26 protein-coding genes are annotated in these 24,268 nt (G+C 46.4%); 12 read left to right on the forward strand and 14 right to left on the reverse strand.

The window, feature by feature from the left end:
* The first annotated feature begins 124 nt into the window (after window positions 1–124).
* Window positions 125–391 (forward strand): Txe/YoeB family addiction module toxin, encoded by a 267-nt coding sequence (locus QT996_RS17480; protein WP_333047976.1) that lies wholly within the window; start codon window positions 125–127, stop codon window positions 389–391.
* Window positions 392–1,036: 645 nt separating this feature from the next.
* Here the strand turns inward: QT996_RS17480 and QT996_RS17485 are convergent.
* The 3 genes from QT996_RS17485 to QT996_RS17495 all read right to left on the reverse strand — a co-directional run bounded on the left by QT996_RS17485 (window position 1,037) and on the right by QT996_RS17495 (window position 2,422).
* The gene (locus tag QT996_RS17485) at window positions 1,037–1,201 is read right to left on the reverse strand and encodes a hypothetical protein (protein ID WP_333047977.1); all 165 of its coding nucleotides are present in this window, start codon (window positions 1,199–1,201) and stop codon (window positions 1,037–1,039) included.
* A gap of 25 nt (window positions 1,202–1,226) precedes the next feature.
* Complete coding sequence (locus tag QT996_RS17490) at window positions 1,227–1,907, reverse strand: hypothetical protein (protein WP_333047978.1); 681 nt, start codon at window positions 1,905–1,907, stop codon at window positions 1,227–1,229.
* 263 nt (window positions 1,908–2,170) lie between these two features.
* A complete protein-coding gene (locus QT996_RS17495) occupies window positions 2,171–2,422 on the reverse strand; it encodes a hypothetical protein (protein WP_333047979.1) in 252 nt (83 codons plus the stop codon).
* Between the two features lie 133 nt (window positions 2,423–2,555).
* On the opposite strand from QT996_RS17495, the gene QT996_RS17500 reads away from it, so the two are divergent.
* Both QT996_RS17500 and QT996_RS17505 read left to right on the forward strand, forming a co-directional pair.
* Entirely contained in the window at window positions 2,556–3,029 is a 474-nt protein-coding gene (locus QT996_RS17500) for a Coq4 family protein (protein ID WP_333047980.1), read from the forward strand.
* A gap of 29 nt (window positions 3,030–3,058) precedes the next feature.
* Complete coding sequence (locus tag QT996_RS17505; RefSeq protein WP_333047981.1) at window positions 3,059–3,283, forward strand: helix-turn-helix transcriptional regulator; 225 nt, start codon at window positions 3,059–3,061, stop codon at window positions 3,281–3,283.
* A gap of 145 nt (window positions 3,284–3,428) precedes the next feature.
* Here the strand turns inward: QT996_RS17505 and QT996_RS17510 are convergent, their stop codons facing one another.
* The 3 genes from QT996_RS17510 to QT996_RS17520 all read right to left on the reverse strand — a co-directional run bounded on the left by QT996_RS17510 (window position 3,429) and on the right by QT996_RS17520 (window position 6,393).
* Window positions 3,429–4,325, reverse strand: coding sequence for an alpha/beta hydrolase (locus QT996_RS17510; protein ID WP_333047982.1), 897 nt, complete (start codon window positions 4,323–4,325; stop codon window positions 3,429–3,431).
* A gap of 217 nt (window positions 4,326–4,542) precedes the next feature.
* Window positions 4,543–5,985: a D-alanyl-D-alanine carboxypeptidase/D-alanyl-D-alanine endopeptidase gene (gene dacB / locus QT996_RS17515; protein WP_445304575.1), complete on the reverse strand. Its 1,443-nt coding sequence runs from the start codon at window positions 5,983–5,985 to the stop codon at window positions 4,543–4,545.
* A gap of 81 nt (window positions 5,986–6,066) precedes the next feature.
* On the reverse strand, window positions 6,067–6,393 hold the full coding sequence (locus tag QT996_RS17520; protein WP_333047984.1) for a (2Fe-2S) ferredoxin domain-containing protein: 327 nt from the start codon (window positions 6,391–6,393) through the stop codon (window positions 6,067–6,069).
* 244 nt (window positions 6,394–6,637) lie between these two features.
* Between QT996_RS17520 and QT996_RS17525 the strand changes: the two genes are divergently transcribed.
* The 4 genes from QT996_RS17525 (at window position 6,638) to QT996_RS17540 (ending at window position 9,998) form a co-directional block, all read left to right on the forward strand.
* On the forward strand, window positions 6,638–7,099 hold the full coding sequence (locus tag QT996_RS17525) for a CBS domain-containing protein (protein ID WP_333048022.1): 462 nt from the start codon (window positions 6,638–6,640) through the stop codon (window positions 7,097–7,099).
* A gap of 119 nt (window positions 7,100–7,218) precedes the next feature.
* A complete protein-coding gene (nblB, locus tag QT996_RS17530; protein WP_333047985.1) occupies window positions 7,219–7,893 on the forward strand; it encodes a phycobilisome degradation protein NblB in 675 nt (224 codons plus the stop codon).
* 510 nt (window positions 7,894–8,403) lie between these two features.
* Entirely contained in the window at window positions 8,404–9,696 is a 1,293-nt protein-coding gene (locus QT996_RS17535) for a CAP domain-containing protein (RefSeq protein ID WP_333047986.1), read from the forward strand.
* 164 nt (window positions 9,697–9,860) lie between these two features.
* Window positions 9,861–9,998: a hypothetical protein gene (locus QT996_RS17540; protein WP_333047987.1), complete on the forward strand. Its 138-nt coding sequence runs from the start codon at window positions 9,861–9,863 to the stop codon at window positions 9,996–9,998.
* A 10-nt stretch (window positions 9,999–10,008) separates the two neighbouring features.
* On the opposite strand, the gene QT996_RS17545 is transcribed toward QT996_RS17540, so the two are convergent.
* Window positions 10,009–11,730 (reverse strand): bifunctional diguanylate cyclase/phosphodiesterase, encoded by a 1,722-nt coding sequence (locus QT996_RS17545; protein WP_333047988.1) that lies wholly within the window; start codon window positions 11,728–11,730, stop codon window positions 10,009–10,011.
* Window positions 11,731–12,179: 449 nt separating this feature from the next.
* Between QT996_RS17545 and QT996_RS17550 the strand changes: the two genes are divergently transcribed.
* Window positions 12,180–12,617, forward strand: coding sequence for an adenylate kinase (locus QT996_RS17550; RefSeq protein WP_333047989.1), 438 nt, complete (start codon window positions 12,180–12,182; stop codon window positions 12,615–12,617).
* A 44-nt stretch (window positions 12,618–12,661) separates the two neighbouring features.
* Here QT996_RS17550 and murQ read toward each other — a convergent pair whose 3' ends face one another.
* Complete coding sequence (gene murQ, locus QT996_RS17555; protein ID WP_333048023.1) at window positions 12,662–13,576, reverse strand: N-acetylmuramic acid 6-phosphate etherase; 915 nt, start codon at window positions 13,574–13,576, stop codon at window positions 12,662–12,664.
* Between the two features lie 160 nt (window positions 13,577–13,736).
* Window positions 13,737–14,117, reverse strand: coding sequence for a DUF3110 domain-containing protein (locus QT996_RS17560; protein ID WP_333047990.1), 381 nt, complete (start codon window positions 14,115–14,117; stop codon window positions 13,737–13,739).
* 457 nt (window positions 14,118–14,574) lie between these two features.
* Between QT996_RS17560 and QT996_RS17565 the strand changes: the two genes are divergently transcribed.
* From QT996_RS17565 to QT996_RS17580, 4 genes are all read left to right on the forward strand, one after another.
* Window positions 14,575–21,240: a translocation/assembly module TamB domain-containing protein gene (locus QT996_RS17565; RefSeq protein WP_333047991.1), complete on the forward strand. Its 6,666-nt coding sequence runs from the start codon at window positions 14,575–14,577 to the stop codon at window positions 21,238–21,240.
* Window positions 21,241–21,581: 341 nt separating this feature from the next.
* Entirely contained in the window at window positions 21,582–21,944 is a 363-nt protein-coding gene (locus QT996_RS17570) for a hypothetical protein (RefSeq protein ID WP_333047992.1), read from the forward strand.
* 190 nt (window positions 21,945–22,134) lie between these two features.
* Window positions 22,135–22,332, forward strand: a complete 198-nt coding sequence (locus QT996_RS17575) for a hypothetical protein (protein WP_333047993.1) — start codon at window positions 22,135–22,137, stop codon at window positions 22,330–22,332.
* 8 nt (window positions 22,333–22,340) lie between these two features.
* Window positions 22,341–22,499, forward strand: a complete 159-nt coding sequence (locus QT996_RS17580; protein ID WP_333047994.1) for a DUF4351 domain-containing protein — start codon at window positions 22,341–22,343, stop codon at window positions 22,497–22,499.
* Between the two features lie 71 nt (window positions 22,500–22,570).
* Here the strand turns inward: QT996_RS17580 and QT996_RS17585 are convergent, their stop codons facing one another.
* From QT996_RS17585 to QT996_RS17605, 5 genes are read right to left on the reverse strand one after another with little or no spacing between them, the layout of a single operon-like run.
* Window positions 22,571–23,074, reverse strand: a complete 504-nt coding sequence (locus QT996_RS17585) for a DUF2243 domain-containing protein (RefSeq protein WP_333047995.1) — start codon at window positions 23,072–23,074, stop codon at window positions 22,571–22,573.
* 18 nt (window positions 23,075–23,092) lie between these two features.
* Window positions 23,093–23,284 carry a hypothetical protein gene (locus tag QT996_RS17590; protein ID WP_333047996.1) on the reverse strand — a complete coding sequence of 64 codons (192 nt, stop codon included), beginning with the start codon at window positions 23,282–23,284 and terminating at the stop codon, window positions 23,093–23,095.
* 25 nt (window positions 23,285–23,309) lie between these two features.
* Complete coding sequence (locus tag QT996_RS17595; protein ID WP_333048024.1) at window positions 23,310–23,480, reverse strand: type II toxin-antitoxin system HicB family antitoxin; 171 nt, start codon at window positions 23,478–23,480, stop codon at window positions 23,310–23,312.
* Window positions 23,401–23,841: a hypothetical protein gene (locus tag QT996_RS17600; RefSeq protein WP_333047997.1), complete on the reverse strand. Its 441-nt coding sequence runs from the start codon at window positions 23,839–23,841 to the stop codon at window positions 23,401–23,403. The genes QT996_RS17595 and QT996_RS17600 overlap by 80 nt, the downstream gene beginning before the upstream one ends.
* Window positions 23,841–24,251, reverse strand: coding sequence for a hypothetical protein (locus QT996_RS17605; protein ID WP_333047998.1), 411 nt, complete (start codon window positions 24,249–24,251; stop codon window positions 23,841–23,843). Before QT996_RS17605 ends, QT996_RS17600 begins: the two co-directional genes overlap by 1 nt.
* Window positions 24,252–24,268 lie beyond the last annotated feature (17 nt).

Below are 24,268 nucleotides of genomic sequence, written 5' to 3' on the forward strand. Positions count from 1 at the left end.
CGCGATCGAATTTACTGGTTTATTCGTTTTACTCATTTACTCAACTCTCCCGCCAATACTGCCCATTTGGAGCGTTCTATTGCTCAGTTTAAGCAGGGGAAAGTGGTGGAGCGAAATTTGTTGGATGACTAGAAAGTTAGCATGGACGGATGAGGCTTGGGGTGATTATTTATATTGGCAAGGGCCAGACAAGAAAACGTTAAAACGAATTAGCAAGCTAATTGAGCCAACAATCCGATTGCCGTTTGAGGGCATCGGAAAGCCAGAACCACTGAGGGAGAATATGGCTGGTTTTTGGTCGCGGCGAATTGATGATACGAATCGATTAGTTTATGCTGTGGATGACGAGTATCTAACGATTATCTCTTGTCGATACCACTATTCTGATTGACATCCTCCTTAGCCTGCTTAGCTATGATGTGGCGTTTTTGTTTGACCGGAAAGTCGGCGATTCTTTGAGCAGTTTAATTTTAATTAAATGACGATAGCGAGTTTCTATTTAACGGGCGATAGTAACTTTGGTCACGCTATGTAAGTTTTGCAGGATAAACGGGGATGAGAGGGTACTCCTTTGCATGGCAATTGTTATGCAGTGATCGATTGTTTAGTAGTGAAGCCCCAAAATAACGCGGATTTTTTTGGGATTCCCTAGCTTCAATAAATCTTCAATCAACTATTCTATGCAACCCACATAATCTCGATAATTGTCCACCTAGGAAACCTCAGTTGTATAGTCTTTTTTATACTTATAAACACGTTTATTTTTGGGCAAATCCTGGGGAAAACAACCTGAATTATGAAACGGATAAGCATATCGACGGTCTACATAAGCGGTGCATGGTAAAAACCTGCCGTCCCCATCATATTCAATAACTTCCTGAAGCATAAACCAAGTAAAGTGATACTTTAAGCTGTGGCGCATTTAAATTGTATATTCGAGGCGGGCGGGACGCCCAACCCCTACTCCCACAAGACTTTGATTTTTTTTTGACATACAATTTAAATCCCGCAACAGCTTATCCCAACAGAATTGTTTTCAGAATACTGCTTGTAAACTGGATTCATGTCTTTTGGTAAGCTGCGTGGATCTGACAGCGGAACTGGGAGCATCTGATATTTGTAAAAATACTTCTTCTGGCTCCTTCCTTCTGCCTTCTGCCTCTTGCCTCAAAACTCCAATTGTGGGCTTGGCTGTTTTCATTGAGATGCTCCCTACTTACGCTCACTTATTCAGGCATAGAAACTGGCTGAACGTATTGAGAATTAGCGCGCACATAACAGCCTTGTCTTGTGAGCAACCAGGGTTGACCGTTCGCCATTGTAATCGCATTTACTCCCCTGAGTTCAGCAGCAACTGTATCTTTATCCGCGCGGTAAACTGTTTGAATTGCTCCGTTTGCGGTCTTGCGGCAGTTGAGTTGTCCATCTCGCGACGTGACTCGCCAAGCAGGCCAAGTTGCAGAACCAGCAGTTTGAGTCAACCAAGTATTAGAGTTGCTAGAAGTATAGTCGCCACTTGCATTAGGAAGCGGTAAAGCTTCTACTAAATTTACTTTAAATGTCTTGCCAATAGAAGGACAATTTTCTCCTTCTTTCACCTTCCAAGTAACTTCTGCTCCCAAGCTGCTCCTTCCAACTTGATGCCTGATAATGCTAATATCTCCAGAACAAACAATTTTTCTGCCAGGGCCAGTCGCATGGTCTTTGAAAGTTCCGTTGTAGTAGTAAGAGCCTGCTGCTCCTTCGGAACGAGTAATTTGAATATTGCCCAAAAAATCACGATTGCCTACTCTGGTAAAGTAAAAACTGCTGCTATTGTTCGCTTTTTCTGACAGGTTTAAAGTAGTTTTACCGTTGGGGTTAACATAAGTCGTAGCGCTAGCAGCAGCGCACCAAATTAATGACATAACTCCTGTGGATAACCAAATGTAAAGTTTTTTCACAGCAACACCTTGTATGAATCTCTACTTTATTTATAGCTGTTGCTGAAAATACTTGACCAGTCGCTCAAATGAGTGACACTCATTTGAGCGACATTCTAACGACATACGGGCAATCCCCCATGCTGGCCACTACAAATTCGCCAACCACAGGGGATGGGGACTACTGCGTAATTCCGAAAAATCAACTCTGCATAACTTCACCTTGCTTCAGCTCCCTTCAACTCTCTTCACTTGTATGCACCTGCATCACGATGCCTGCGAGCTTCCACCTCTGACTCATTGCAAGTTCCAATAATTAGCAGCAAAATAAATTCATATACGTAAGTAAGCGGGTTCCAATCACCGCTAAATACTGTGGATTTTACGGGTACTTCCGGGTGAGGCAAGTTGGGATTCCAAACACTAGGGCGATTTTTACAGATAGCAGATTTCACATCTAAGAAGGTTTGTAAAGAAATGTAAAAGCTCCTGATAGCCAATTGGTTTGACAGAAAGTACGATTTTTAAGCTGACTCGGTAAAAAAAATCGTCTTGATTCACCGCAAAAATGAACGTGACAAACACAAATTAATTTGCTCGAAATTTAAATCATTGTTGAAGGGAGGATAAATTATGGCTGACGGTCAATTAGAAGTTATATTAAAGATGGCTCAAACAATTAATCCTCAAATTGAGAGCGATCGACATTTTGAAATAAACTTGGCAAAATTGCGCCAACTGCCAGCAGGAACATTAGGGTGCGAAGTGGCGCGATTTCTAGACGAACAAGGCTTTGAGCCGATCGCATCGGGAGACTGGATTCAGCGAAACCACGACGTTTGGCACGTCCTGACTGGCCTTTCGGCTTCAACTGAAGATGAATTGGTACTTCAAGCCTTTACTCGCGCTCAAGTATTTCGCCCTTCCTGTGCGATTTTAGTGTTAGTTGGACTGATCGGCGGAAAATGCGCGATCGGACAAATTATCAAAGGCTTAAAACACGGAAAATTAGCCACTCGGCTAATTAATTGGGACGTTGCATCTGATTGGGAAACTCCTTTATCTGAAGTTCGAGAGAAACTCGGAATTCTACCCTTAATTGATTAGATTTTAACTCGTTACCTCATTGCAAAAATATGCAAAGCACAAGTTACAAACCGGAAATTAGCCTGAGTCCACGGGAAAGAGCGATCGCGCAATTAGTAGCCCAAGGCCTGCCAAACAAATGTATTGCCAAAAATTTAAATATCAGTCACTGGACGGTTGCTACTTACGTGAGGCGGATTTTTATGAAACTCGGTGTTTGTTCCCGAACTGCGATGATTGCACTGCTGATCCAAGAAAATTTGCTCTGGGATTAATAAATAAGTAGGGTGCGTCAAATATTAAGAACGGGCAAGATGCCCGTTCCCCAAAAATTCAATGTTCTTGTGGAACGGGCATTTTGCCCGTAGATATTAAGAACGGGCAAGATGCCCGTTCTTATTTGCAAGCGTTAATTTTTTTCTAAGCCAAAGCCAAAGAAGGAGAAGAATTTCTCAGAAAGCTCAGCAATTCTCGATTCACCGTTTGCGGCGCTTCCTGCTGAATCCAGTGACCGCAGTTAGGGACTAATTTTAACTTAAACGGAGCCGTAATTAATCGGTCTAAACCTTCTACAAGTTTGTGGCTCAAAAACGCATCTTCTTCTCCCCAAAGCACCAAAGTAGGCACTGTCACAGGTTCTAATTTCTGCCCCAAATGCCAAAGCCGCTGCGGGTGAAACATCTGCCGATAATAATTGAGCGCGGCGGCTAATACTCCCGGCTTTTCTAAAGCAGTCTGATAAATCTTAGTTTCCTCAGCGCTAAAAGCTCCTTTGCGAACAGCTTGTCCTTGAAAAACATTGTGCACAAAATCTTTCAAGTTTTGCCGGATCAACCATTCGGGAATGCCGGGAACCTGAAAAGCCAAAACGTACCAACTGCGACGGATTTGATCTAAATTGCTCGCCATTTCCTGTAGGAATCGCTGCGGGTGGGGAGCATTTAAAATTGCCAAGCGATTGAGCTTTTCAGGGAATTTTTGAGCTAAATGCCACGCGATCGCGCCTCCCCAATCATGACCGACAATGTGAGCTTTTGTATAGCCCAAGCTCGCAATCAAACCCCCAATATCGGCGCTCAGCGTATCTAAATCGTACCCGCCTTCCGGCTTGTCGGAATCGTTGTAGCCCCGCAAATCTGGCACCACAACCTTGAAATAACGCGCTAAAGCAGGAATTTGATGGCGCCAAGAGTACCAAAACTCGGGAAACCCATGCAGGAGGAGAACGAGATCGCCTTCTCCTTGAGAAACGCAGTGCAGGCGGATGTTATTGGTTTCGACAAAGATGTGTTGCTGCTCGGAATCTAAAGAATTCATAGTTGGAAAGTTAGACTTATTTTCGGGAAGTACAGAAACCGCCGACTGATAGCAGGCTGAAACGGCCCAATGGTGTTAATTTTTCTACTTTTATTGTAGCTGCTTTTCGATCTCCGCCGCTGCAATCTAATGAAACTTAAAACTTGTAGGGTTTTTGGGTGTCCTGTTTTTTAGGTGTAACTACTGAGCTTAACTTTCTCACCTTAAATGTGTTGTTTTAACAGCGACGCAAGCGGTTCAATAATAGCACAATTTCGTCAGTTGCCGATCGCATCTTTGCAGCCGATAGGTCAGATTGATTGACGATAATGCTAAACACCAGCGGTTCGTAATTCGGAACTTCGATATATCCCGACAGCGCCGAAACTCCGCTCAAAGTTCCTGTTTTAGCTTGCAAAATTACGCGGTTTGGTGTATTATTGAAGCGATTTTTTAAAGTGCCGTTCTCGCCAGCGATCGGCAGTGACGCACGGTAAATAGATGCCGCAGGCGAATTTGCCATAAATCTCAAAGTTTGCACCAAGGCTTCTGGACTAATTAAATTGTGCCGGGAAAGTCCCGAACCGTCGGCTAATATGTAGCTGTTTGGATTTACTCCTAATTGAGTTAAAACTGTTTTTAACTCTTTCAAACCCATTTCACCTGTATCCTCTTGCTGCTGGGGCATCTTGTCGGTAAGTTTTCCCAGCAATCTCAATAAAACTTCTGCATAAAGATTGTTGCTTTCGCGATTAGTTTCTCTCACCAATTCAGCCAGCGGCGGCGATTCAACGGTCGCTAATTCTTGATTGAAATTGCGATAATTCGAGGCAACTAAAGCCTGTTTAACAGGAATTCCCTCAGCCGCCAGAACTTGCTGAAACTGCTGCAAAAAATTATTAGCGGGGTTGACAACTGCGACATAAGCTGATTCAGGTTCGCCACCAACTTTCAACTGTCCGCTAACTCGAATTATAGGTCGATCGAACTCCCGGCCAACTTCAATAAACTCGGATTCGCTTTGAGCGACGGTAACAGAATTGTTCTGAATTTGCCACTGATTTGCCAGCTTTGGTTCGGCAAAAGTAACTTTCAGAGGTTGCCCGAGATCCTGTGGGGACAAGAGAAGGTCGATCGAGTTTTGATTAAAAATTAAACTGTTAATAGGCGCTCCGTAGCCTGCTTGGGCGTCTTCCCATTCCCAATTCGGATTAACTGCACTGCCTTGAAAATAGCTGTCATCGCCAATCAACTCGTTAACTTGACTAATTCCCCGCTGCTTTAACTGCTGCGCCAAGGATTTCAACTGAGCCTCAGCAATGCTTGGATCTCCCCTGCCGGCAACGTACAAACTCCCATTTTCGCCACTGTAAACCGATGTCTTAATCCGAAAATCTGCACCGAGTTTATGCAAAGCAGCGGCTGTAGTTAGCAGCTTGACATTTGATGCTGGAATAAAATATTTTTGGCTATCCCGGCTGTAGAGAGTAGTAGTAGAAGATAGAGGTTGAATCAAAATGCCCCAGCGCGATCGACTAAATTCGGGACGATTGGCGATCGCATCTACTTGCGCCCCCAATTCCCCAGGACAAATATCCCCAGCAACCGCAGACGTTTGAGCAGCAACCGCCGACGGACGCCCCAGAATTAGGACTAACAAACTAAGCGCAATTCCTTGGATTTTCAAAGTGCCAGTTCCTTAACAATAACTATTAAAATTAGATGCGCCAGAGCTTGGAAGTTTCACCTAATCAAGTCAATATTAATAATAATAACGCGCATGAATTCTCGGATTGAACAGCGCCTCTACAGGTTTTCCCCCTTTGAAGTGCTCTTCCACAATCAACGGTACATCACTCGGTTTAACTCGACAATACCAAATTTCGTCTGGGGTAACTCGTACAGTCGGACCAGTGGTGCACTGTCCCTGACAACTACAGGCCTCCACTTTCACCCCTGCAACTTGTTGAGCTTCAAAAGCAGCTAGCACTGCTGCTGAACCATTTTTCAGGCAAGATAGATACTGGCAAACCAATACACAGCGCGCTTCTGGTTGGGAGTCTGGTTCTCGGGCTGGAGATTCTGGCATTGGTAAGGATTTATCCGCTCTTTAAGATATCTTAACAATCTTGTCAGACCGATCGCTCGCCGGAGGGAGGCAAACGGCAGAATTTTATAGTGCGATCGAAAAAAACAGCAAAATTCTGGCATTCAAACTTTTTCCTTCCTTCTACCTTCTAACGAATCCCTTCAGCAGAGCTTCCTTTCTTCAGTTTGTGCCGCCCTTTCCCTATATGATCGATTTAGAGCAACAACTCAATCAACCGCTAATCATGCCAAAAACAGTAGCCGATGTAATGAGCCGCGAGCCGATTTTGGCGCGACCCGAAATGCCCTTGAACGAAGCGATTAAAATTTTAGCCGAGCGACGCATTAGCGGTCTTCCCGTCGTAGATGAGAATGACTTGTTGGTAGGAGTCATCTCCGAAACCGACTTGATGTGGCGCGAAACCGGCGTAACTCCGCCCGCTTATATCATGGTGCTCGACAGCGTGATTTACCTAGAAAATCCAGGTCGTTATGAACGAGAACTTCACAAGGCTTTGGGGCAAACAGTAGGAGAAGCGATGAGTAAAGAGCCAGTTACCATCGATCCCGAGAAATCTCTCCCAGAAGCTGCAAAACTAATGCACGATCGCAGCATCCACCGATTGCCAGTAGTTGATGCTGCGGGCAAAGTAATCGGCATCCTCACTAGGGGAGATATTATTCGAGCGATGGCGGCCGAGTCTTAATTAACTTTTGCAGTTCCAGGACTGTATCAGAAAACGAGCCGATCGCTCTTTCAATGTGCGAATTTTTGGCAATTGCCAATTACCAAATCTAAAATCTAAAATCTAAAATCTAAAATCCGATGAGCATTACCCCTGAGTCTGTCGAACAATTGCTGAATTCCGAGGATTTTGGCGAAAGACTGCGAGCAGTCAACCAACTGCGGCAACTAGAACCAGCGATCGCCTATAAACTGATTCAAATTGCGATCGGCGACAACAACGTCCGGGTTCGCTACGCAGCAGTCAGCCAATTATCAACCCTCGGCACGCAGAATCTGCCGAACGCTTTAGAGGTACTGCGAAACTGCTTGAACAACGACCCCGAACCCGACGTGCAAGCAGCAGCAGCCGATGCTTTGGGCGCATTGAAATTAACCGATGCTTTAGAAGATTTGCAGCAAGTTTACAGCAGTACATCTGAATGGCTGGTGCAACTCAGCATCGTCGCGGCTTTGGGAGAAATGGGAGATCCAAAAGCTTTTCCGATGTTAGAAAATGCCCTCACTTCTGAAAACGAATTGATCCAAACTATTGCGATCAGCGCATTAGGTGAATTGGGAGATCGACGGGCGCTGCCGCTGCTGCTTCCCTACGCTTCCAATGCAGATTGGCAAATCCGTTACAGAGTCGCCCAAGCTCTCAGGCGCTTGGGCGGTAAAGAAGCAGAGGCGGCTTTGGAAATTCTCGCCAAAGATGAGGTTGAACAAGTTGCTCAGGAGGCTAAAGCCGGACAAGAAAATAGTTTGAAATCTTGAGATTGCTTTTGTGATCCCGAACAACCCTGCGCGGTTGTGAATTTTGAATTAATTTAGAATTTTTGGTGAAGATTCTACTAAAAACTCTGTTCGCGATCGCACACAGAATTCACAAACCCGGTTTCTTCCTATATTTCTCGTTCCTGTCCGCAAAACTCGTAGAAACCGGGTTTCTAGCCCGCCCGCCCGCGGGCTGGTGCACACCGCAAACCTTACTAATCAGGAACAATCTCAAAGCTCAAATCTTAAATATAAAATTGTATTGATGCCAGGCCCGATCGCAAATTCTTTTGAAACTCTCCTCAAAGTCGATCGCACTCTTCCCAAACCCAACCAGAGCCGGACTCTTGACATCCCCACTTTGAGAACAGCTATAATCTAAATAGATACAGCAGTGGCAGGAATTAATACAAGTATTTAATTTTGCCCAGCTAGCGATCGGGGAAACTATCGTTAAGACGGTAAGCCATCTACCAGCAAAACCAAGTCTTAAAACTGTTTATCATCCCCATGTTAGAACAACTACCAAATTCTGCTTCGGATTCTGAGTCTTTGGACATTTTAACAGGAGAGCGAGCTGCCTCTCAAGTAGCACCAAGCCCAACCAATCAAAACTTTATTAATAGACTTTTAGAACTTACCAACATCGAACGCAGCAAAGTAGGTTTGTCCCCGCTAATTTTAAATAGTCAGTTACTAAAGGCAGCGGAAAATCACAACCAAAATATGGCACTGCAAGACTTCTTTTCCCATACCGGAAAAGATGGTTCGTCATTAGCAAGTCGGATTTCTGCAACGGGCTATCAATTTTCATCGGCAGCAGAAAACATTGCTGCGGGTTCTTCTACACCCGAAGAAGTTGTATCATCGTGGATGAACAGCAGCGGCCACCGCGCTAACATTCTTAACCCCAATCTCAAAGAAATTGGCATCGGTTACTATTTCTTAGCCAACGATACTGGCACAGAAAATTTCAATCACTATTGGACGCAAGTTTTTGCTACTTCTCTTGACGGTAGTGTCAATCCCGCACCGACTCCCACACCGACACCCATACCGACACCTACTCCCAACACATTGGTATCGATTACTTCGCCCATACCCAATGCTACAGGGGACGGCAGCCCGACAACAGCACCCAAAAATACAGCCAGCGGGGTCAATTATTTCCTATCAGATAGTGCCGATACTCAAATACCGCCAAATGCTGCGGGATTGCCAATTTTTGCCCTTTCCGGCAAAGACAATATCACCGGGGGAGAAGAGGTTGATAGCATTAATGGAATGCAAGGTGCGGATACAATTAATGGCGCAGGCGGCAATGACAGCTTATCGGGCGGCAAAGAATCCGATTCAATTGATGGCGGTGTTGGCAATGATTTTATTAGCGGCAACAACGATAACGATCGACTAATCGGATCGGACGGTAACAATACTATTCGCGGCGGCAAAGAAGATGATGTCTTGATTGGCGGTAACGCCGACGATTTGTTGGCGGGCGATCGCGGGCAAGATATTCTGACGGGCGGCGCTGGAAATGATACGTTTATTTTAGCAGGAGGTTTGTCTGCTTCGGCTAGTTTAATCGGTGCTGATGTAATAGCCGATTTTGCGATCGGGGATAATATTGGTTTGACTGACGGTATGGGATTTGCCAACTTGACTTTTGAAGCTGTGAGTTTGCAGTTGGATGCAGGTGCAAGCATCGCTTCTACGGCGATTAAGTCGGGCAGTAGTTATTTGGGAATCGTGCAGGGTGTAAGTCAAAGTCAGCTTACATCTTCTGTTTTTGTCAACACCTAAAAAACAGCATACCCAGATTCCCGACTTCTTGGAGAAGTCAATCGATTTTAGATTTTAGATTAAAGAATTGAAGCATTGACCCCACGGATAAATTCGGGGGGCAAGTTTCATCGGATACACGTTTTTTATTTGTGGACGGATGAATCCGGGGGCTTGTATCCTGGATGCTTTCTGTCAACTCAACCGTCGGCATGGGTACTGAGTTGACGATCGCATTATCAGTGAAAGCCAACTTAATCGGATCAAGTCAGAGCTTTTTGCAAGCTGCCGTCATACCCTTCGGGTTGACGGCGAGTTCTTGACTGGTTCAGCTTAAAAGTGGGTGGCAATAGGGATAGATGCTGCATCAGACTGAAACGAGTCGTTTAGCACTTTGGTGATTGTATCAGCGTTAGCAGGGCGACTGAAGTAAAACCCTTGACCTTCATGGCAGCCTCGCACTTGCAGGTAGTCACGCTGCTCCTTGGTTTCAATGCCTTCTGCGGTGATCGTTAACCGCAGACTTTTGGCCAGAGCAATGATCGCATCAGTAATGGTGGCGCTGTCCGGGTTAGACAGTACATCTTTGACAAAGGATCGATCGATCTTGAGCATATTAACCGGAAACCGTTGCAGGTAATTGAGGGAAGAATAACCTGTGCCAAAGTCATCTAGGGCGAGGGACACGCCAAGTTCTCGCAGTTGCGTTAAGATTTTGACCGATCGATCGATGTCAGTCATCAAGGCAGTTTCAGTCACTTCCAGTTCTAAATACGCAGCTTCGAGTTCGGTCTGGGCCAAAATTTGGCGAACCATCTCAACCAGATTCGGCTGCTCAAATTGTCGAGCCGACAGATTCACCGAAATCCGCAGGGCTGGCCGCCCAGCCAGTTGCCAGCGACGGGTTTGAGCGCAAGCCGTTCGCAATATCCATTCACCAATGGGCACGATCTCGCCATTGGCCTCGGCGATCGGAATAAATTTTACCGGAGGGACCAAACCCTCTGTAGAATGCTGCCAGCGAACCAGCGCCTCCGTTCCTGTCACCTGTCCGCTGTGCAGGTCGATCAGCGGTTGATAGTAAACCAGTAGTTCGTTACGCTCCAGCGCTCCGCGCAGGCTATTTTCTAGGGCCAGTCGCTCCTGTAAGTGAACGTTCATTTCGGGTGAATAAAACTGATAGTGGCTCCGCCCTTGCTGCTTTGCCTGATGAAGTGCGAAGTCGGCTTGCTGAAGAAGTTTATCTACAGAATTCGTATTTTCTAGATGGTTCAATGTAATGCCAAGACTGGCGGTGATGTGGATCGGGTTGCCCTTGATAGAGAAAGGTTTGGTCAGCGTACTCAGCAGCAGTTGGGATAGCTTGACCACACTCTCCAGCGAGGGGAGTTCGCTGCGAGCGATCGCAAACTCACCGTCGCCCAAACGCGCCAAGACATCTGACTGATCCATGCACTGTACCACCCGTTGGGAAACGGCTCTAATTAGTAAGTCGCACATCTCAGGCTCCAACGCGTGGCGCATCCCTGTAAAATCATCGATACCCACTACCAGCACTGCGACCAAGGGTGAGTCATTTTGAGAGCGGGTTTGATTCAGGCGATCGCAAAATAAGTCACGATTGGGCAATCCAGTCAGTTCATCGTAGTGGGTAATGTAATGAATTAATTCATCTAGTTTGTAAAGCGTTTGTGAGGAATTTGCCATCAGCGTACCGACTTCATCAGTAAACTCTGTGGGTAAGTTCGGCAAGGTTCTTGTATCGAGGTAGTTTTGTAGAGCCTCCGAGGTTAAGATTACCGGAACCAGGAGGTAGCGTAGCGTAGAAAGCGTTACTGCCGTACCCGCTAATGTCGCCAGCAGAGCAATCAGCAGAACCCGGACTGATGTCTCTACAGAGTAAGCGTTTGAGGTAAGAAACCAGACCATTAAGGTTAGCAAAGGAACGTGCGTGCCTAAAAATGCAACCACCATAATTTTGGCAGTGTAGCTTTTTTTCAGCCAGGGGAAATGCCCCAAGGATGAGTATAGGTTAAGGTTAGGCTTTGGTTGCATAGGATTCGGTTTGAAATTTCAAAGTGGGTAGAGTATCCAGCAGTCTCGTACTAGGTGCGTTGGCTTCAGAAACGGCTTTTTTAACGAAGGAGCGATCCTCTTAGATTTGACAGATATTTTACAAATCGATCGACAGACAATACCGGGCCGCGCTCGCTTATCTGATAAAATATCGAAGCGATCGCCCAATAACAAATATATATACTGACCCTAATCGCATTTCTCAATAACGTCAATGATCCGCGCCAGACTCACCGAAATTGACTTTTTTGAAAGCTATAAATTCGATTGACCTTCATGTTTTAGTCCGCTACTGATGACTAATGACTAATAACTAAATTACTAAAAGGGGAACTATGAAAAAAGTACCCGTGTTTGGCAATACTGGAGGCGGTAAATCAACTCTAAGCAAGAGATTATCGGAAATCACTGGTTTGCCACTTTAGGCCTTGGATAAGATTCAATATCAATCTGGGGGCGCTGAGGTTCCAAATGAAGAATATAAGCGTACCTACGATCAAATTTTGGCTACTGATCGATGGATTATTGACGGGTTTGGTTGCAGGGAAACCATCTGGCTTCGACTCAATGAGGCGGATAGTCTGGTTTTGGTCGATTTACCACTATACGTGCATTTTTGGTGGGTGACTAAACGGCTGATTTCATGTAGCTTTATATCGCCAGAAGGCTGGTCTGAAAACAGTCCGATATTGAAGAGTTCAATTAATAGTTACCGCGCTCTTTGGTTGTGTCACAAGTATTTGACTCCCAGATATCGCGAGTATGTCGATCGCGCTCAAAAAACCAAAAGTGTTTATCACATCAGATCCACTGAAGAGATTTCACAATTTTTTGACTCGATATTGCAAATGACGAATGACTGTTGACTGTTGACTTATGAGATGACTAATGACGAATGACAGATGACTGACTAATGACTAATTGATGCCACAGCCGATCGCAAATTTCCTTGAAACTCGCCCAGAATTCGATCGCACTCTTCCTTCTCCAAATTAGTCCAGTGCATCATCAAAGCTAATTTTACAGACTTGCCGCTTTTTTCGAGCAAAAAACCCGCTTCATCCCGGCTCAAATCAGTCAAATCCTGCAACATCCGCACAGCCCGATCGCGCAATTTCTTATTAGTAACCGCCACGTCAACCATCCGATTGCCGTAAACCTTCCCCAGCTTTACCATTACCCCAGTCGAAATGATATTTAAAGCCATTTTTGTGACTGTACCGGCTTTCAAGCGCGTCGAACCCGCCACTACCTCCGGGCCAACCAACAACCGAATATCAACATCAGCCTCAAAATTCACTTGTTCGACGGGTACGCAGGCCATAAACACAGTTTTCGCCCCCCGCTGGCGTGCCGCCTGTAAAGCGCCCGCGACAAACGGCGTCGTACCTCCAGCCGTAATCCCGACAACTACATCTAAGTTGATAATTTGACGGTGGGCGATCGCCTCAGCCCCATCCTCAGCCCGATCCTCCAAATCCTCCGAACTCCGCACCAAAGCCCCCGCACCCCCGGCAATTATGCCCTGTACGAGTTCTGGCGGCGTGCAGAAGGTGGGGGGACACTCGGCCGCATCCAGCACCCCCAAACGCCCGGAAGTACCCGCACCGACATAAAACAGGCGGCCTCCTTGACGCAGAGACTCGGCTGCTATGTCGATCGCTTCGGCTAACTGTTCGCGGGCGCGGGCGATCGCGCTTAAGGTTTGGGCGTCTTCCCGGTTGAACAAGTCCACTAATTCGATCGAACTGAGTTGGTCTAAATTCTCGCTGTTGGTATTCACCTGTTCAGTCAGCAGATGGCCCCGTTCTTCCAAATTCTTCATGATGTTTTCTGCGTTATTGGTCATTGGTCATTGGTTATTGGTCATTGGTCATTGGTCATTGATTTAGAGGGAAACCGCAGATAAACGCAGATAACCGCAGATGCTTTTCAAGATTGGAGAGCAATTTTTGCAATTGGATTCTACTAATGACTGCTGACTCTCACAAAAGTCCTTCGAGTCGGCGACGAATAGAATCCAGTTCGTTTTGGGAAACGTCAGAATCCGGCTCCGGCTCCGCCTCCGGCTCCGCCTCCGGCTGCCACTGAGTCTGTGTTACATTGTCTTCTGGCGGGATCGCCAGCGCGCCCGCCGGCACCAGTTCCCAATCATAATCAACACTATCGCAGAACTCCTTAATTTCCTCATCGTCGATCGCCTCCACAGCGGGTTCGGGGAAATCCTGAGCTTCCAACATCACGCCAAAGCGGGTGGCGTCGTCTTCTGACTCAAACATCAGAACTTTATTGCGATCGCCGAGTTGAATGGTATGAATTCCCTCATTCTCGGTGCGGGCATTGAAGAGTAAGACGAACACTCGCATAAGTTTTAAAGACCTTCTTAACCACCGTTTTTTTATCTTAGAAGCGATCGGGCAACCGATTTTAAATTTTATATTTTAGATTTTAGATTGACCACCGATCCTGCACGGGCGGGATCGAAAGGATGTGGGGCATTTGGACGACTTGATTTGATATTTTAGATTTTAGATTGACCACCCATCCTCCACAGCGGGGGAAACCTAGAGGAGTTGGGGGAGTTCGAGGACTTGGTTTTAGGTGGTGTTGCGTGTTTTGATTAAGTTCGGTCAAGGTTTCTGGAGTCTACCCTAGAGTGGGGGCGTGCCTTTTGTCTGCGATCGCTCCGGGGATCGGCACTTCCGACCTCACTTCTGAGTCTACCAAAGGCAGAAGCCACGCTGGCGAATCACAAAAATTATACCTGTCTAAAATCGGCTGATTCCCTTAATTCCTGAATTCTCTGATTTCTGAGAAACACCCATGACTAACTCGGACGACGACAAAAATCAACTCGCACCCCGTCCCCACCGCCGCTGGTGGCGTCTGCTGCTGCTTAGCGGTACGGGATTGGGCATTATTGCCTTGGTTGGGGCGGTGGTAGCTCAGGCGTGGGTGCGGGCAAATTTAGCTCCTTTGGTGGAAACTGAAGTCAGTCAGTTGCTGAAGCGGCCCGTGCAACTCGGACGTTTGGAGGGATTTTCTCTAACAAGTTTGCGGTTTGGCCGATCGACTTTACCTGCAACTTCTACCGATCCGGATTACGCTTCTACAGAAGCAGTTAAAGTAAAGTTTTCGGTTTGGCAACTGCTGTTCACCCGCACTCTCAAATTAGATATTACTTTAGTTCAAGCCAGCGCTTATATCGAACAGGATGCTAAAGGCCGCTGGGTTAATCTTCCAACTGCGGAGCGGAAATCTCCGGGTTTATTTAAAACTGAAGTTGAAGCATTTCGAGCTGAAAATTCCGTCGCCTTGTTGGTACCGAGTCCCGCAGTAGGACAGAAAACTTCGGCTCCGATTTCTCTAAGCGTGAGAAATGGCAGTGCTCTATTTCGCGACCAAAATCAGCGCGTTCTCTACGAAGTAAACGGTCAGTTTACTAACAGCGATAATTTTATACTTAAAGCTGATTCTATGTTGCCTGCAGCGCAAACTAACCTGCAGTTGCAAGGTCAAAATTTGCCTTTGCCCGACCTCGCTCGCTTGCTACGACTTTCCAGCATTTCTTTACAAAAAGGTCTGGCTAATGGGAATTTGACCGTGCAAGTGCGAGAGAATAAAGTATCGGGAATTACCGGAACGGCTAGTTTTGGAGGAGTGCAAGCGAGTATTTCTTCCCTAAAACAAATTCTACAAAATAGCAGCGGTCAGTTGCGGTTTCAGGGAACTAATGTGATTGTCGATAGTCTGGCGGCTAATTACGGCCTAATTCCGCTGAGAATAGCAGGCACTGTTGCCACTGGAACTAATTTTAATTTGGATAATGCTAGCTTCAATCTGACAACTAGCGTGCAACCAGTCGCTTTTGCAAATGTTGTCAGTGCGGTGGAAACAGAGTTAGGGCAGAAAGTAGTATTACCCGTTGCTGTGGCGGGGGAAGTGAAGGCGGATGCTAAGCTGACGGGAACAGTTGATCTGCCCGTGCTGACAGGTGCGATCGCCTCGACAAAACCCGCTACGGTCGATCGACTGCAATTAAACAATATTAGCACTAATTTCAAATTGGAACGCGGGAGAATGGCTCAAACCCCAACTCCCAATTCTCAATCTTCTATTCCCCCGTTTTCCTCTTTAGGATTGACTTTGAGCGATATTTTGGTAGTGCCGGCGGCGGGCGGTAAAATTGGCGGCAAAGGTGAAGTTGATATTGCTTTAAAAAGTAAGAATTCGCCATCTGGTTTGGTGTTTGACTTTCAAGTTGAAAATGTACCCGGGGACGCGATCGCCCAAATTTACGCTCTCCCGATTCCTGCTGCTGTTACAATTGGCAGTGTCTCCGCAAAAGCTCAAATTTTCGGCCCGTTAGACAACGTTCAAGCGAGAGTTCAATGGCAAGCACCGCAAGGAACTTTCCCCGCTGCGGGCGAAATTCGAGCCGCAAGGAATTCGGCGGATTTGCAAAATACGGTTGTGAAGATTGGCGACGCTTCTGTGAACGTGGATGCTGCGCTAAAAAACCGTCAGTGGCAAGCTTTGATCGAGGGCGATCGCGTGGCCCTTAACCGTTTGCAGCAACTCGTACCGACGCTGAATTTCCCTCCTGAAGTAGCGGGTTTGTTCAGCGGAACCGTCGAAGCAGCAGGCACTCTGGACGATTTGAGTTTAAATGCGATCGCTGCGACGGGCAAAGGAACGCTGAATATTGCTGACAGTATTGTTAATGTTAATGGCGAACTAGAATCGGGTAACTGGCAAGTTCTTGGCAACACTGAAAAAGTTGCTATAAATCAATTAATTGATATTGGATTGCCGTTTTTAGCACGGAAAACTACTGCCAATCGGGAAAATTTAGAAGCTAAAATCCAAAATCTAAAATCGCTCGGCGGACAGTTAGCAGGTGAATTTCAGGCGGCGGGAAATGTTGACAATTTGACGGCGGGCGGAATTAATCTTAGTAGCAACGGTAGGCTCAATTTTGCAGACAGAAATGTCAATTTCACAGGAAAATTGGTAGCAGGAAACTGGCAAGCAACAGCAGAAACCGATCGCACTTCCATCAGCCGTTTAGTAGATTTAGGATTGCCGATTTTAGATGTGGCTTCAGCATTCAATGCCGAAAATCAGCAATCTGCCAATCTCAACAATCTAAAATCCAAAATCCAAAATCTAAAATCGATTGACGGACTGCTATCGAGTCAAATTACCGCATCGGGAAGTCTTGGCAATTTGACGGCTAGCAGCATCAATGCCAGCGGCAGCGGCAGACTCAATCTTGCCGGCAGCAATGTTAATTTAAAAGGAGAATTGGTAGCGGGAAAGTGGCAAGCAACAGCAGAAACCGATCGCACTTCCATCAGGCGCTTAGGAGATTTAGGATTGCCGCTGTTAGATGTTGGCTTAGCTTTCGCTGCTGACAATCCCCAAACAGTCGCCAATATCAACAATCTAAAATCCAAAATCCAAAATCTCCAATCACTTGACGGACAAATATCCAATCAAATTCAAGCCAGCGGCAGTCTTGATAATTCAACCGCCGCTGACATAGGCGTCAGCAGCAGCGGCAAACTCAATATAGGGGACGGTACTCTTGCTTTTAGAAGTAAATTAGAAGGCAGACGCTGGCAAGCTTTCGCCGATGCCGATCGAGTTATTCTCAGTCGCTTAGAACAAACAATCCGCAATACCCAACTGTTGACCCTGACGGCGACTTTGCCTAAAGGATTTGACGGCAGAGTTAACGGTCAATTCCAAGCAGCGGGCAGTTTGGATAACTTGACAGCCAAGGGAATTAGTGGTAGCGGAGAAGGACGGATTTTGGTCGATCGACTCGGGGCGATCGATACTACGGCAAAATTAGAAAACGGCAACTTGCAAGCATTGCTGGAAACAAATGGAATTGCCGTCAGTAATTTAGAACAAACCCTCAAACAAACAGGTTTGCTGACAGCGGATTTACCGCCAGAAATTAACGGAACCCTCGACGGCAAAGTCCGCATTTTGGGAACAGTAGATAATCTAACCGCCAACGGCATCACCGCCAACGGCGACGGACAAATTCGACTTGCCAACGGCGGAGGAATTGTCAATGCTAAAGGCAGCGCCGCATCGGGGAATTGGCGCGCGTCAATCGAGGGCGAGCAAATTGCTCTAAGTCGCTTCCAGCAAGCCTTTGACTCGCAGCGCCAAAGCTCGCAAACCAAAGGTGTAGTCTCCAGTGCCCCAAATCTCCCCCAGCTTGGAGGACTGTTTAACGGGAATATCAATTTATCCGGCCCGATTGCCGCTTCCCTACAAAATGTTCGCGCCGGCGGCAGTTTCCGCATCTCGGAATTGCCGTTTTTGAAACAACCTTTTGAGGCAGTATTTAATTGGGACGGCAAACGGGTAGAAATTGAGAACGCCACAACTCCCGGTTTGACAGCAAACGGCTTTGTTAACGTCAAACTCGAAGGTAAAGGAGGACCCTCAATTTCCAACTTAGATTTGGATCTGAAACTCGCCAACTTTAACCTGCAAGCCTTACCAGCAGAACAGTTAGGATTTTTGTCTAGAATTGCGGACAAAAATTCCTCACAGCAAAACCCACCCCTGCGCGGCAATGTCGATTTTACGGGCAGCCTCACCGGAACCCTCGCCGCCCTCAGCTTAGTTGGCGACGTGGAAGTGCGGGATTTAGCAGTAAATCAAGTCGCTTTTGACCCGGTACTGGCGGGGAGTGTGAATGCGGATGCTGGGAAAAGTGTAGATTTGCGTTTGGCCGGTCGCCAAGACAAAATTCAAGTAGCTTTAAATCAATCTTTTCTGCCGACATCTTTCTTAATTCAACGCGGGGAATCTGTGGCTATTGGCCAAACCGAGGGAGAAACTTTGCGAGTTAATCTAAGCGATTTTCCCCTCGCTGCTTTGAATTTATCACCCGGTAAAGAGGCGGGTTTGGGGCCGATAACTGGTACGGTTTCGGGACAAGTGAATGTGCCCGGTTGGAAGATGCCGTTAAATCCGGCGACTTTGCAAGCAAGTGGACAAATTGCGATCGCCCAACCGGCGATCGGCTACATTAAAGGTGACAGTTTCCAAGGCGAATTCAGCTACGCTAACGGCAGCGCTACTCTCACAAATGGCATATTCCGCCAAGGCAGCGGTCAATATTTAATTTCCGGTAATCTTCAAACAGGCGCAAACCCGCACTTTGCCGGGAAAGTTAACGTCCAGCAAGGCAATTTGCAGCAGGTTTTAACCGCTTTGCAATATTTCAATTTAGGCGACTTGGCTAGAGGCGTAAAACCTCCGGTTTACGGTGACAGCGGCGACGTGCAAACTGTAGCAGTGGGAGAACCCGAAGCGCCGCTAATCGAACAGTTGCGCCGTTTGGCAGAAATTGAAACAATTTTGCAGCAGCAGCAGGCAGTGAAATCATCAGAAAAATTGCCTCCCTTATCCCAATTGCAAGGCACTTTTGGGGCGGAAATTTCTGTCGCCGGTTCTTTGCAGACGGGTGTGCAAGCTCAATTTAATGTCAAAGGTGATAACTGGCAGTGGGGAAAATATGTCGCTGAAAAGTTCAGCATTGAAGGCAGTTTTCAGGACGGTATATTAACTGTTTTGCCTTTGGAAATTCGATCGGGCAAAAGTGTGATCGGCTTTTCTGGACAACTCGGACAAAAAGCTCAATCCGGGCAGTTGCGGGTAGAAAATTTGCCCGTGGAAGAGTTAGCAAAACTGGTGGACTTGCCTTTTGTGGATGTCACAGGAAATTTGAATTTGCGCGCGAATTTGGCCGGCAGTTTGGAAAATCCGCAAGCCACCGGGGAATTGAGTTTGCTTGAGGGCACGCTAAACGGAGAACCGATTAAACAAGCCGACGGCAGTTTCAGTTATAGCAATGCCCGCCTGAATTTTGGCGGCAGCGCTTTGGTAACTCAAACTGAACCGATAGAGGTGCAGGGAAGTTTGCCTTTTGAGTTGCCGTTTGCAGCGGTGAAAGCTGATAGCAATCAAATCGATTTGAGGGCGAATTTGAAAAATGAAGGTTTGGCAATTATTAATGTATTGACTCCGCAAGTTGCGTGGGTCAGCGGCCAGGGACAGGTGCAAATTCGCGTGGGAGGAACGCTGCAAGAGCCCGTAGCGCAAGGAATTGCGAATTTTGAAAATGCAACTGTCCGCGCGAGAGCCTTCCCAGAACCGCTGACAGGGCTGACTGGGACGGTGCGCTTTGAGGGCGATCGTATTCGCGTAGAAGGAATTCGGGGACAGTTGAGTCAGGGACAAGTTGTCGCCGCTGGCGTGATTCCGCTGTCTGTGCCTTTTGCTGAGGGCGATGTCGATGCGGCTAATCCCCTGGCTGTAAACCTCGACAAGTTAGCACTAAATCTCAAAGGATTGTACAGCGGTGGCGTTGTCGGTCAAGTGCAAGCAAGGGGCACGGCTAGGCGTCCGCAGTTGAGCGGTAATATTGAACTGTACAACGGCGAAGTATTTCTCCGGAGTTCCGGCGGCGGCACAACTCAGTTAGCTTCTTCCTCTTCTGCTTCCGATTCTCCTTCTACATCTTCCCCTTCTCCTGGGACTGAGGTTTCTGATTCCCCTACAACTGAGGTTTCTCCTTCTCCTGCAACTCCGACTTCCCCTTCCTTTGAAGTTGGATTGAACGATTTGCGGCTGAAGTTGGGCCGGGGAATTCGGGTAACAAGTGCGCCCATATTGAGTTTTCAGGCGACTGGGGGCTTGACGGTGAATGGAACTTTAGATGACCTTCGCCCTGTCGGTACGATTCGGTTGACTTCCGGGTCGGTAAATTTGTTTACGACGCAGTTTAGACTCGATCGAGGATACCCGCAGACTGCTACCTTTGTACCAGGACAAGGACTCGATCCGACGCTGGATGTGAGATTAGCAACTTCGGTGCAGGAAGTAACGCGGTTCCGCACTCCCGGCACATCTGTAGCCTCTGAAATAGCAGACGAACCGACAAGTTTGGGCAGCGTGCGGAGTGTGCGAGTTCAAGCGTTAGTGCGGGGAAGAGCTTCTCAGTTGGCGGAAAGTCTGGAGTTGAGGAGTTCTCCGAGTCGATCGGAAACAGAGATTGTAGCGCTGTTGGGCGGCAGTTTCGTGCAGACTTTGGGACAGGGAGACAGTACACTGGCGATCGCAAATTTAGCTGGTGCGGGTTTATTGAACAACATTCAATCTGCGATTAGTAACGCCACAGGATTGAGCGAAGTTCGCTTATTTCCCACTCGGATTAGAAGCAACGAAGTAAAAACTGCTAGTTCCAGTTCCGCTGCGGGTTCTCTCGGTTTAGGTTTAGAAGTTGGGTTTGACATCACGCGCAATATTTCAGCATCAATCATTCGAGTTTTGTCAGCAAATCAACCAACTGAATTTACTGTGCGTTATCGATTGAGCGATAAACTTTTACTCAGGAGTTCGAGTAATTTTCAAGGAGACAATCGCGTCACTGCTGAATATGAATTGAGGTTTTAGGCATCACCCCAAAGCCAAGAGTCAGCAGTCATCAGCCATTAATTATCGCGAAGGCACCGACAGCGGAGTGAAGCACTAGCATATTTTGCCATTCCACCGTATATTCCGAGCGATATAATACCAATTAGGTAGGAAAACTGCATTTTCTTGTCCGGCGCGAGGCTCGGCGACTTTTCATAATTGGCATAAAATTAAGGACTGTAGCAAGACTTTTTTAATAGGTATAACCGAACATCATAATCGCACTTCCCATTCCCCATTACCAGTTAATTTGCTATAATAGTAACAGCAGCAAATGGGTGCTGCTAACCCCGCACACAAGGTTATAGGAGTTAAGTCAAATGGCAAACAAACTCCAAGTTAATACACAGTCGATCGGCTATAGCGACTTTTACTGGAACCGCTTTAGTCCGAGAGTTGCGACTATCAGCAGCGTCCGCAACGCCAATCATTGGGACGGCGGATTTATCACTTATATTGCATTTCCCACAAAAGTCGAAGCTACAGCAGCAATGAAATATTTGCTCTTGCATCAAAAAGCTGCTGATGTCGATATGCGGAAAGCCAAGCGAATGAAAGCAAAAGGCATTCGGTGGGAACTCAAAATTCGGGGTTTAGCTTTTAATGAAGTGCTGAAGCTTGCGACGATGGATATAAATGGAAAGCTAGTTATGTCGCCTGCTACTACTCAAGCCACAGGCTGATAATTGAAAAACTTCGTAGTTGCGCTAAGGGTGGTAAAGCGCAACTACTAACCCAAAAATCCCTAAGATATTGCATTTTTCTTCTTCCTTCTACAATATTCGTTTCATCACCCCCAAAGCAGACTTTGCATTCAAAAGAATATTCTGATATTCAGAACATCCTGAAATTTTAATCAGCTTCCTAAATGCAATGTTGTATAACGGAGAAGCGACCATCCAAGAAATAGAAATCCTTGACCCTTATTCAGCAGGAAGCGTTACAGGCTTGAAAGACACTTACCTGGATGTCAAGGCCAAGATTATCGGCAACAAAACCGTGGTTGTGGAATTTCAGGTACTCAACGCCACCGCCCAGGAATCGAAAGGGGTAAAATTGAGGGGGAAATAGGATTAATTATGCGTCCGATCGTGCGGCGGGTGGGAGGTGTTACACTGGAAGTTCAAACTCGCATCCAGGGATTATCTGCGGAACAGTTAGATGATTTGCGAGAAGCTTTGTTGGATTTTAGGAGTCAAGAGGATTTGATCGCGTGCTTGGAGTCTGCGGCGGGATGAACTGATGAGTTAAAAAGAGAGTGGGGGATTTGTAACGCGGATTTGGTAAAATTCCCAATCTCTGCATTCATTTAAACTTTAGTATCTGCGGGAACTTCCCTCTGTACAAGCATCCAACCTAACAGCGCTAAACTAACTCCAAGAGTGAGAAATCCTAAATCCCAAGCTAACTCGTTGATACCGGGTTTGACGTGGTGGATTCCCAAAATTTGATGGTCAACAATGCCTTCAACAAAGTCAAACAATCCAGCACCAATTAATATTGAACCGAAAAAAGTTTGAGTTGACAAAGGAACATCTTTGCGCTTCACAGCACTCCACAAACAGAAGATTCCCGCCACTGTTACCAACCAATCTGCAGCGTGAAACAATCCATCTCCGAGGGTATTTAATTCTAAACCGGCAACGGTAGTATCGGTTTTAACGCTGCTAAACATATGATGCCACTGGAGGAGTTGGTGCAGCACAATGCCGTCAAAAAAGCCGGATTGACCGATACCGAGGAGAATTCCTGCGATAATTAGAGGTCGGCGGTTGTTAACAGAGGTGGCTGGTGAGTTTGTGCGATCGTCCAATGGAAAACCTCAGATTATTTAACTGCTGAGTCTGGGTCGGTGAAGGGATTTGCCAATACATTTTTTTTTAGTTTTGCTGGGGAGGAGGGGCGATCGCATCATCCGCGAGAGAGATTTGTCGAGTGAAGTGCGATCGCGCCTTGATTTTTGATGGATGATCGGAAAGTGCGATCGAATCTTGCCTGCAATAACTTCTACAACACCATCCACATACTAATTGATAGTTTTCATTACATTAAACCTCAACATATTTGCATAAAGTTCTCGCTTCAGGAATAGACGAACCAGATTGACGCAACTCTTCTAAATGAAAAACTATGGCTGCTTTAATTTGCTGTTCTACTTCCTCGATTGTTCTGCCTGTTCCTAGGCATCCGGGGATCTCTGGGAAAATAAGCAGAATAATTCATGTTCCTAGGCATCCCGGGAACTATGGTAAAATAAGTCGAAGAATTGCTTTCTGATTTCTGGATGCCAATTGCATAAATTCTAATTCTGCTTTGACTATCTGCTTTTGGGTTTGCCAACACCATAGATCCTTCTGGCGTCAATTCCCATCTGTCGCGAGGCGAATTTGTTTCTACATATCGTTGAACCAAGCCGTCAGCAGCCAGTTTTTTTAAGACCACCATCATGTCAGGTTCTCGCGGTACATCTCGACGGGAAAGTGCATTCGCGAGTTCGTACCAACTCCACTTTCCTTGACCTTTAGCTACTAATTCCAGCAGCACTAATTCAAGCTGGGTTAATTGAGTTAGGTTTTTCATCAAAATTCCTCTACGCTCGGATGAAATAAAACGCCGAATCCTTCTTTTAATTTATAATCTTCAAGAGTAGCTGTGTGAGCATTGTTCCAAAGTTCATAAGCCTCATCCGGGTCAGCGGGTTGTCCACTTGGGTAGCCAAGCTTTTTATACCTGAGATACTCGCGTAACTCGTGAGTATAAAACCGTAAATCAACAGGGTCAGCTACAAGAGTTTGGGTGGTGATATCTCTTAACCTTTCAACCATTCTTAGCTCAGCTTCACCAACCGGATTAAATCTGCGAACATGAGCTTCAACTAAGGCAACGCCTTTATCAGTAATTTTAACATTTTGATAAGATAAGTTGAAAATCTTTCCACCAGCTTTCGAGGGATTGAAAGGTCTGCCACTGTTTGCACCTTTTTCTATCATTTTATTAGAGTGGCTTT

It is taken from the genome of Microcoleus sp. S13C4, from assembly GCF_036700865.1.
Classification (GTDB): domain Bacteria; phylum Cyanobacteriota; class Cyanobacteriia; order Cyanobacteriales; family Microcoleaceae; genus Microcoleus.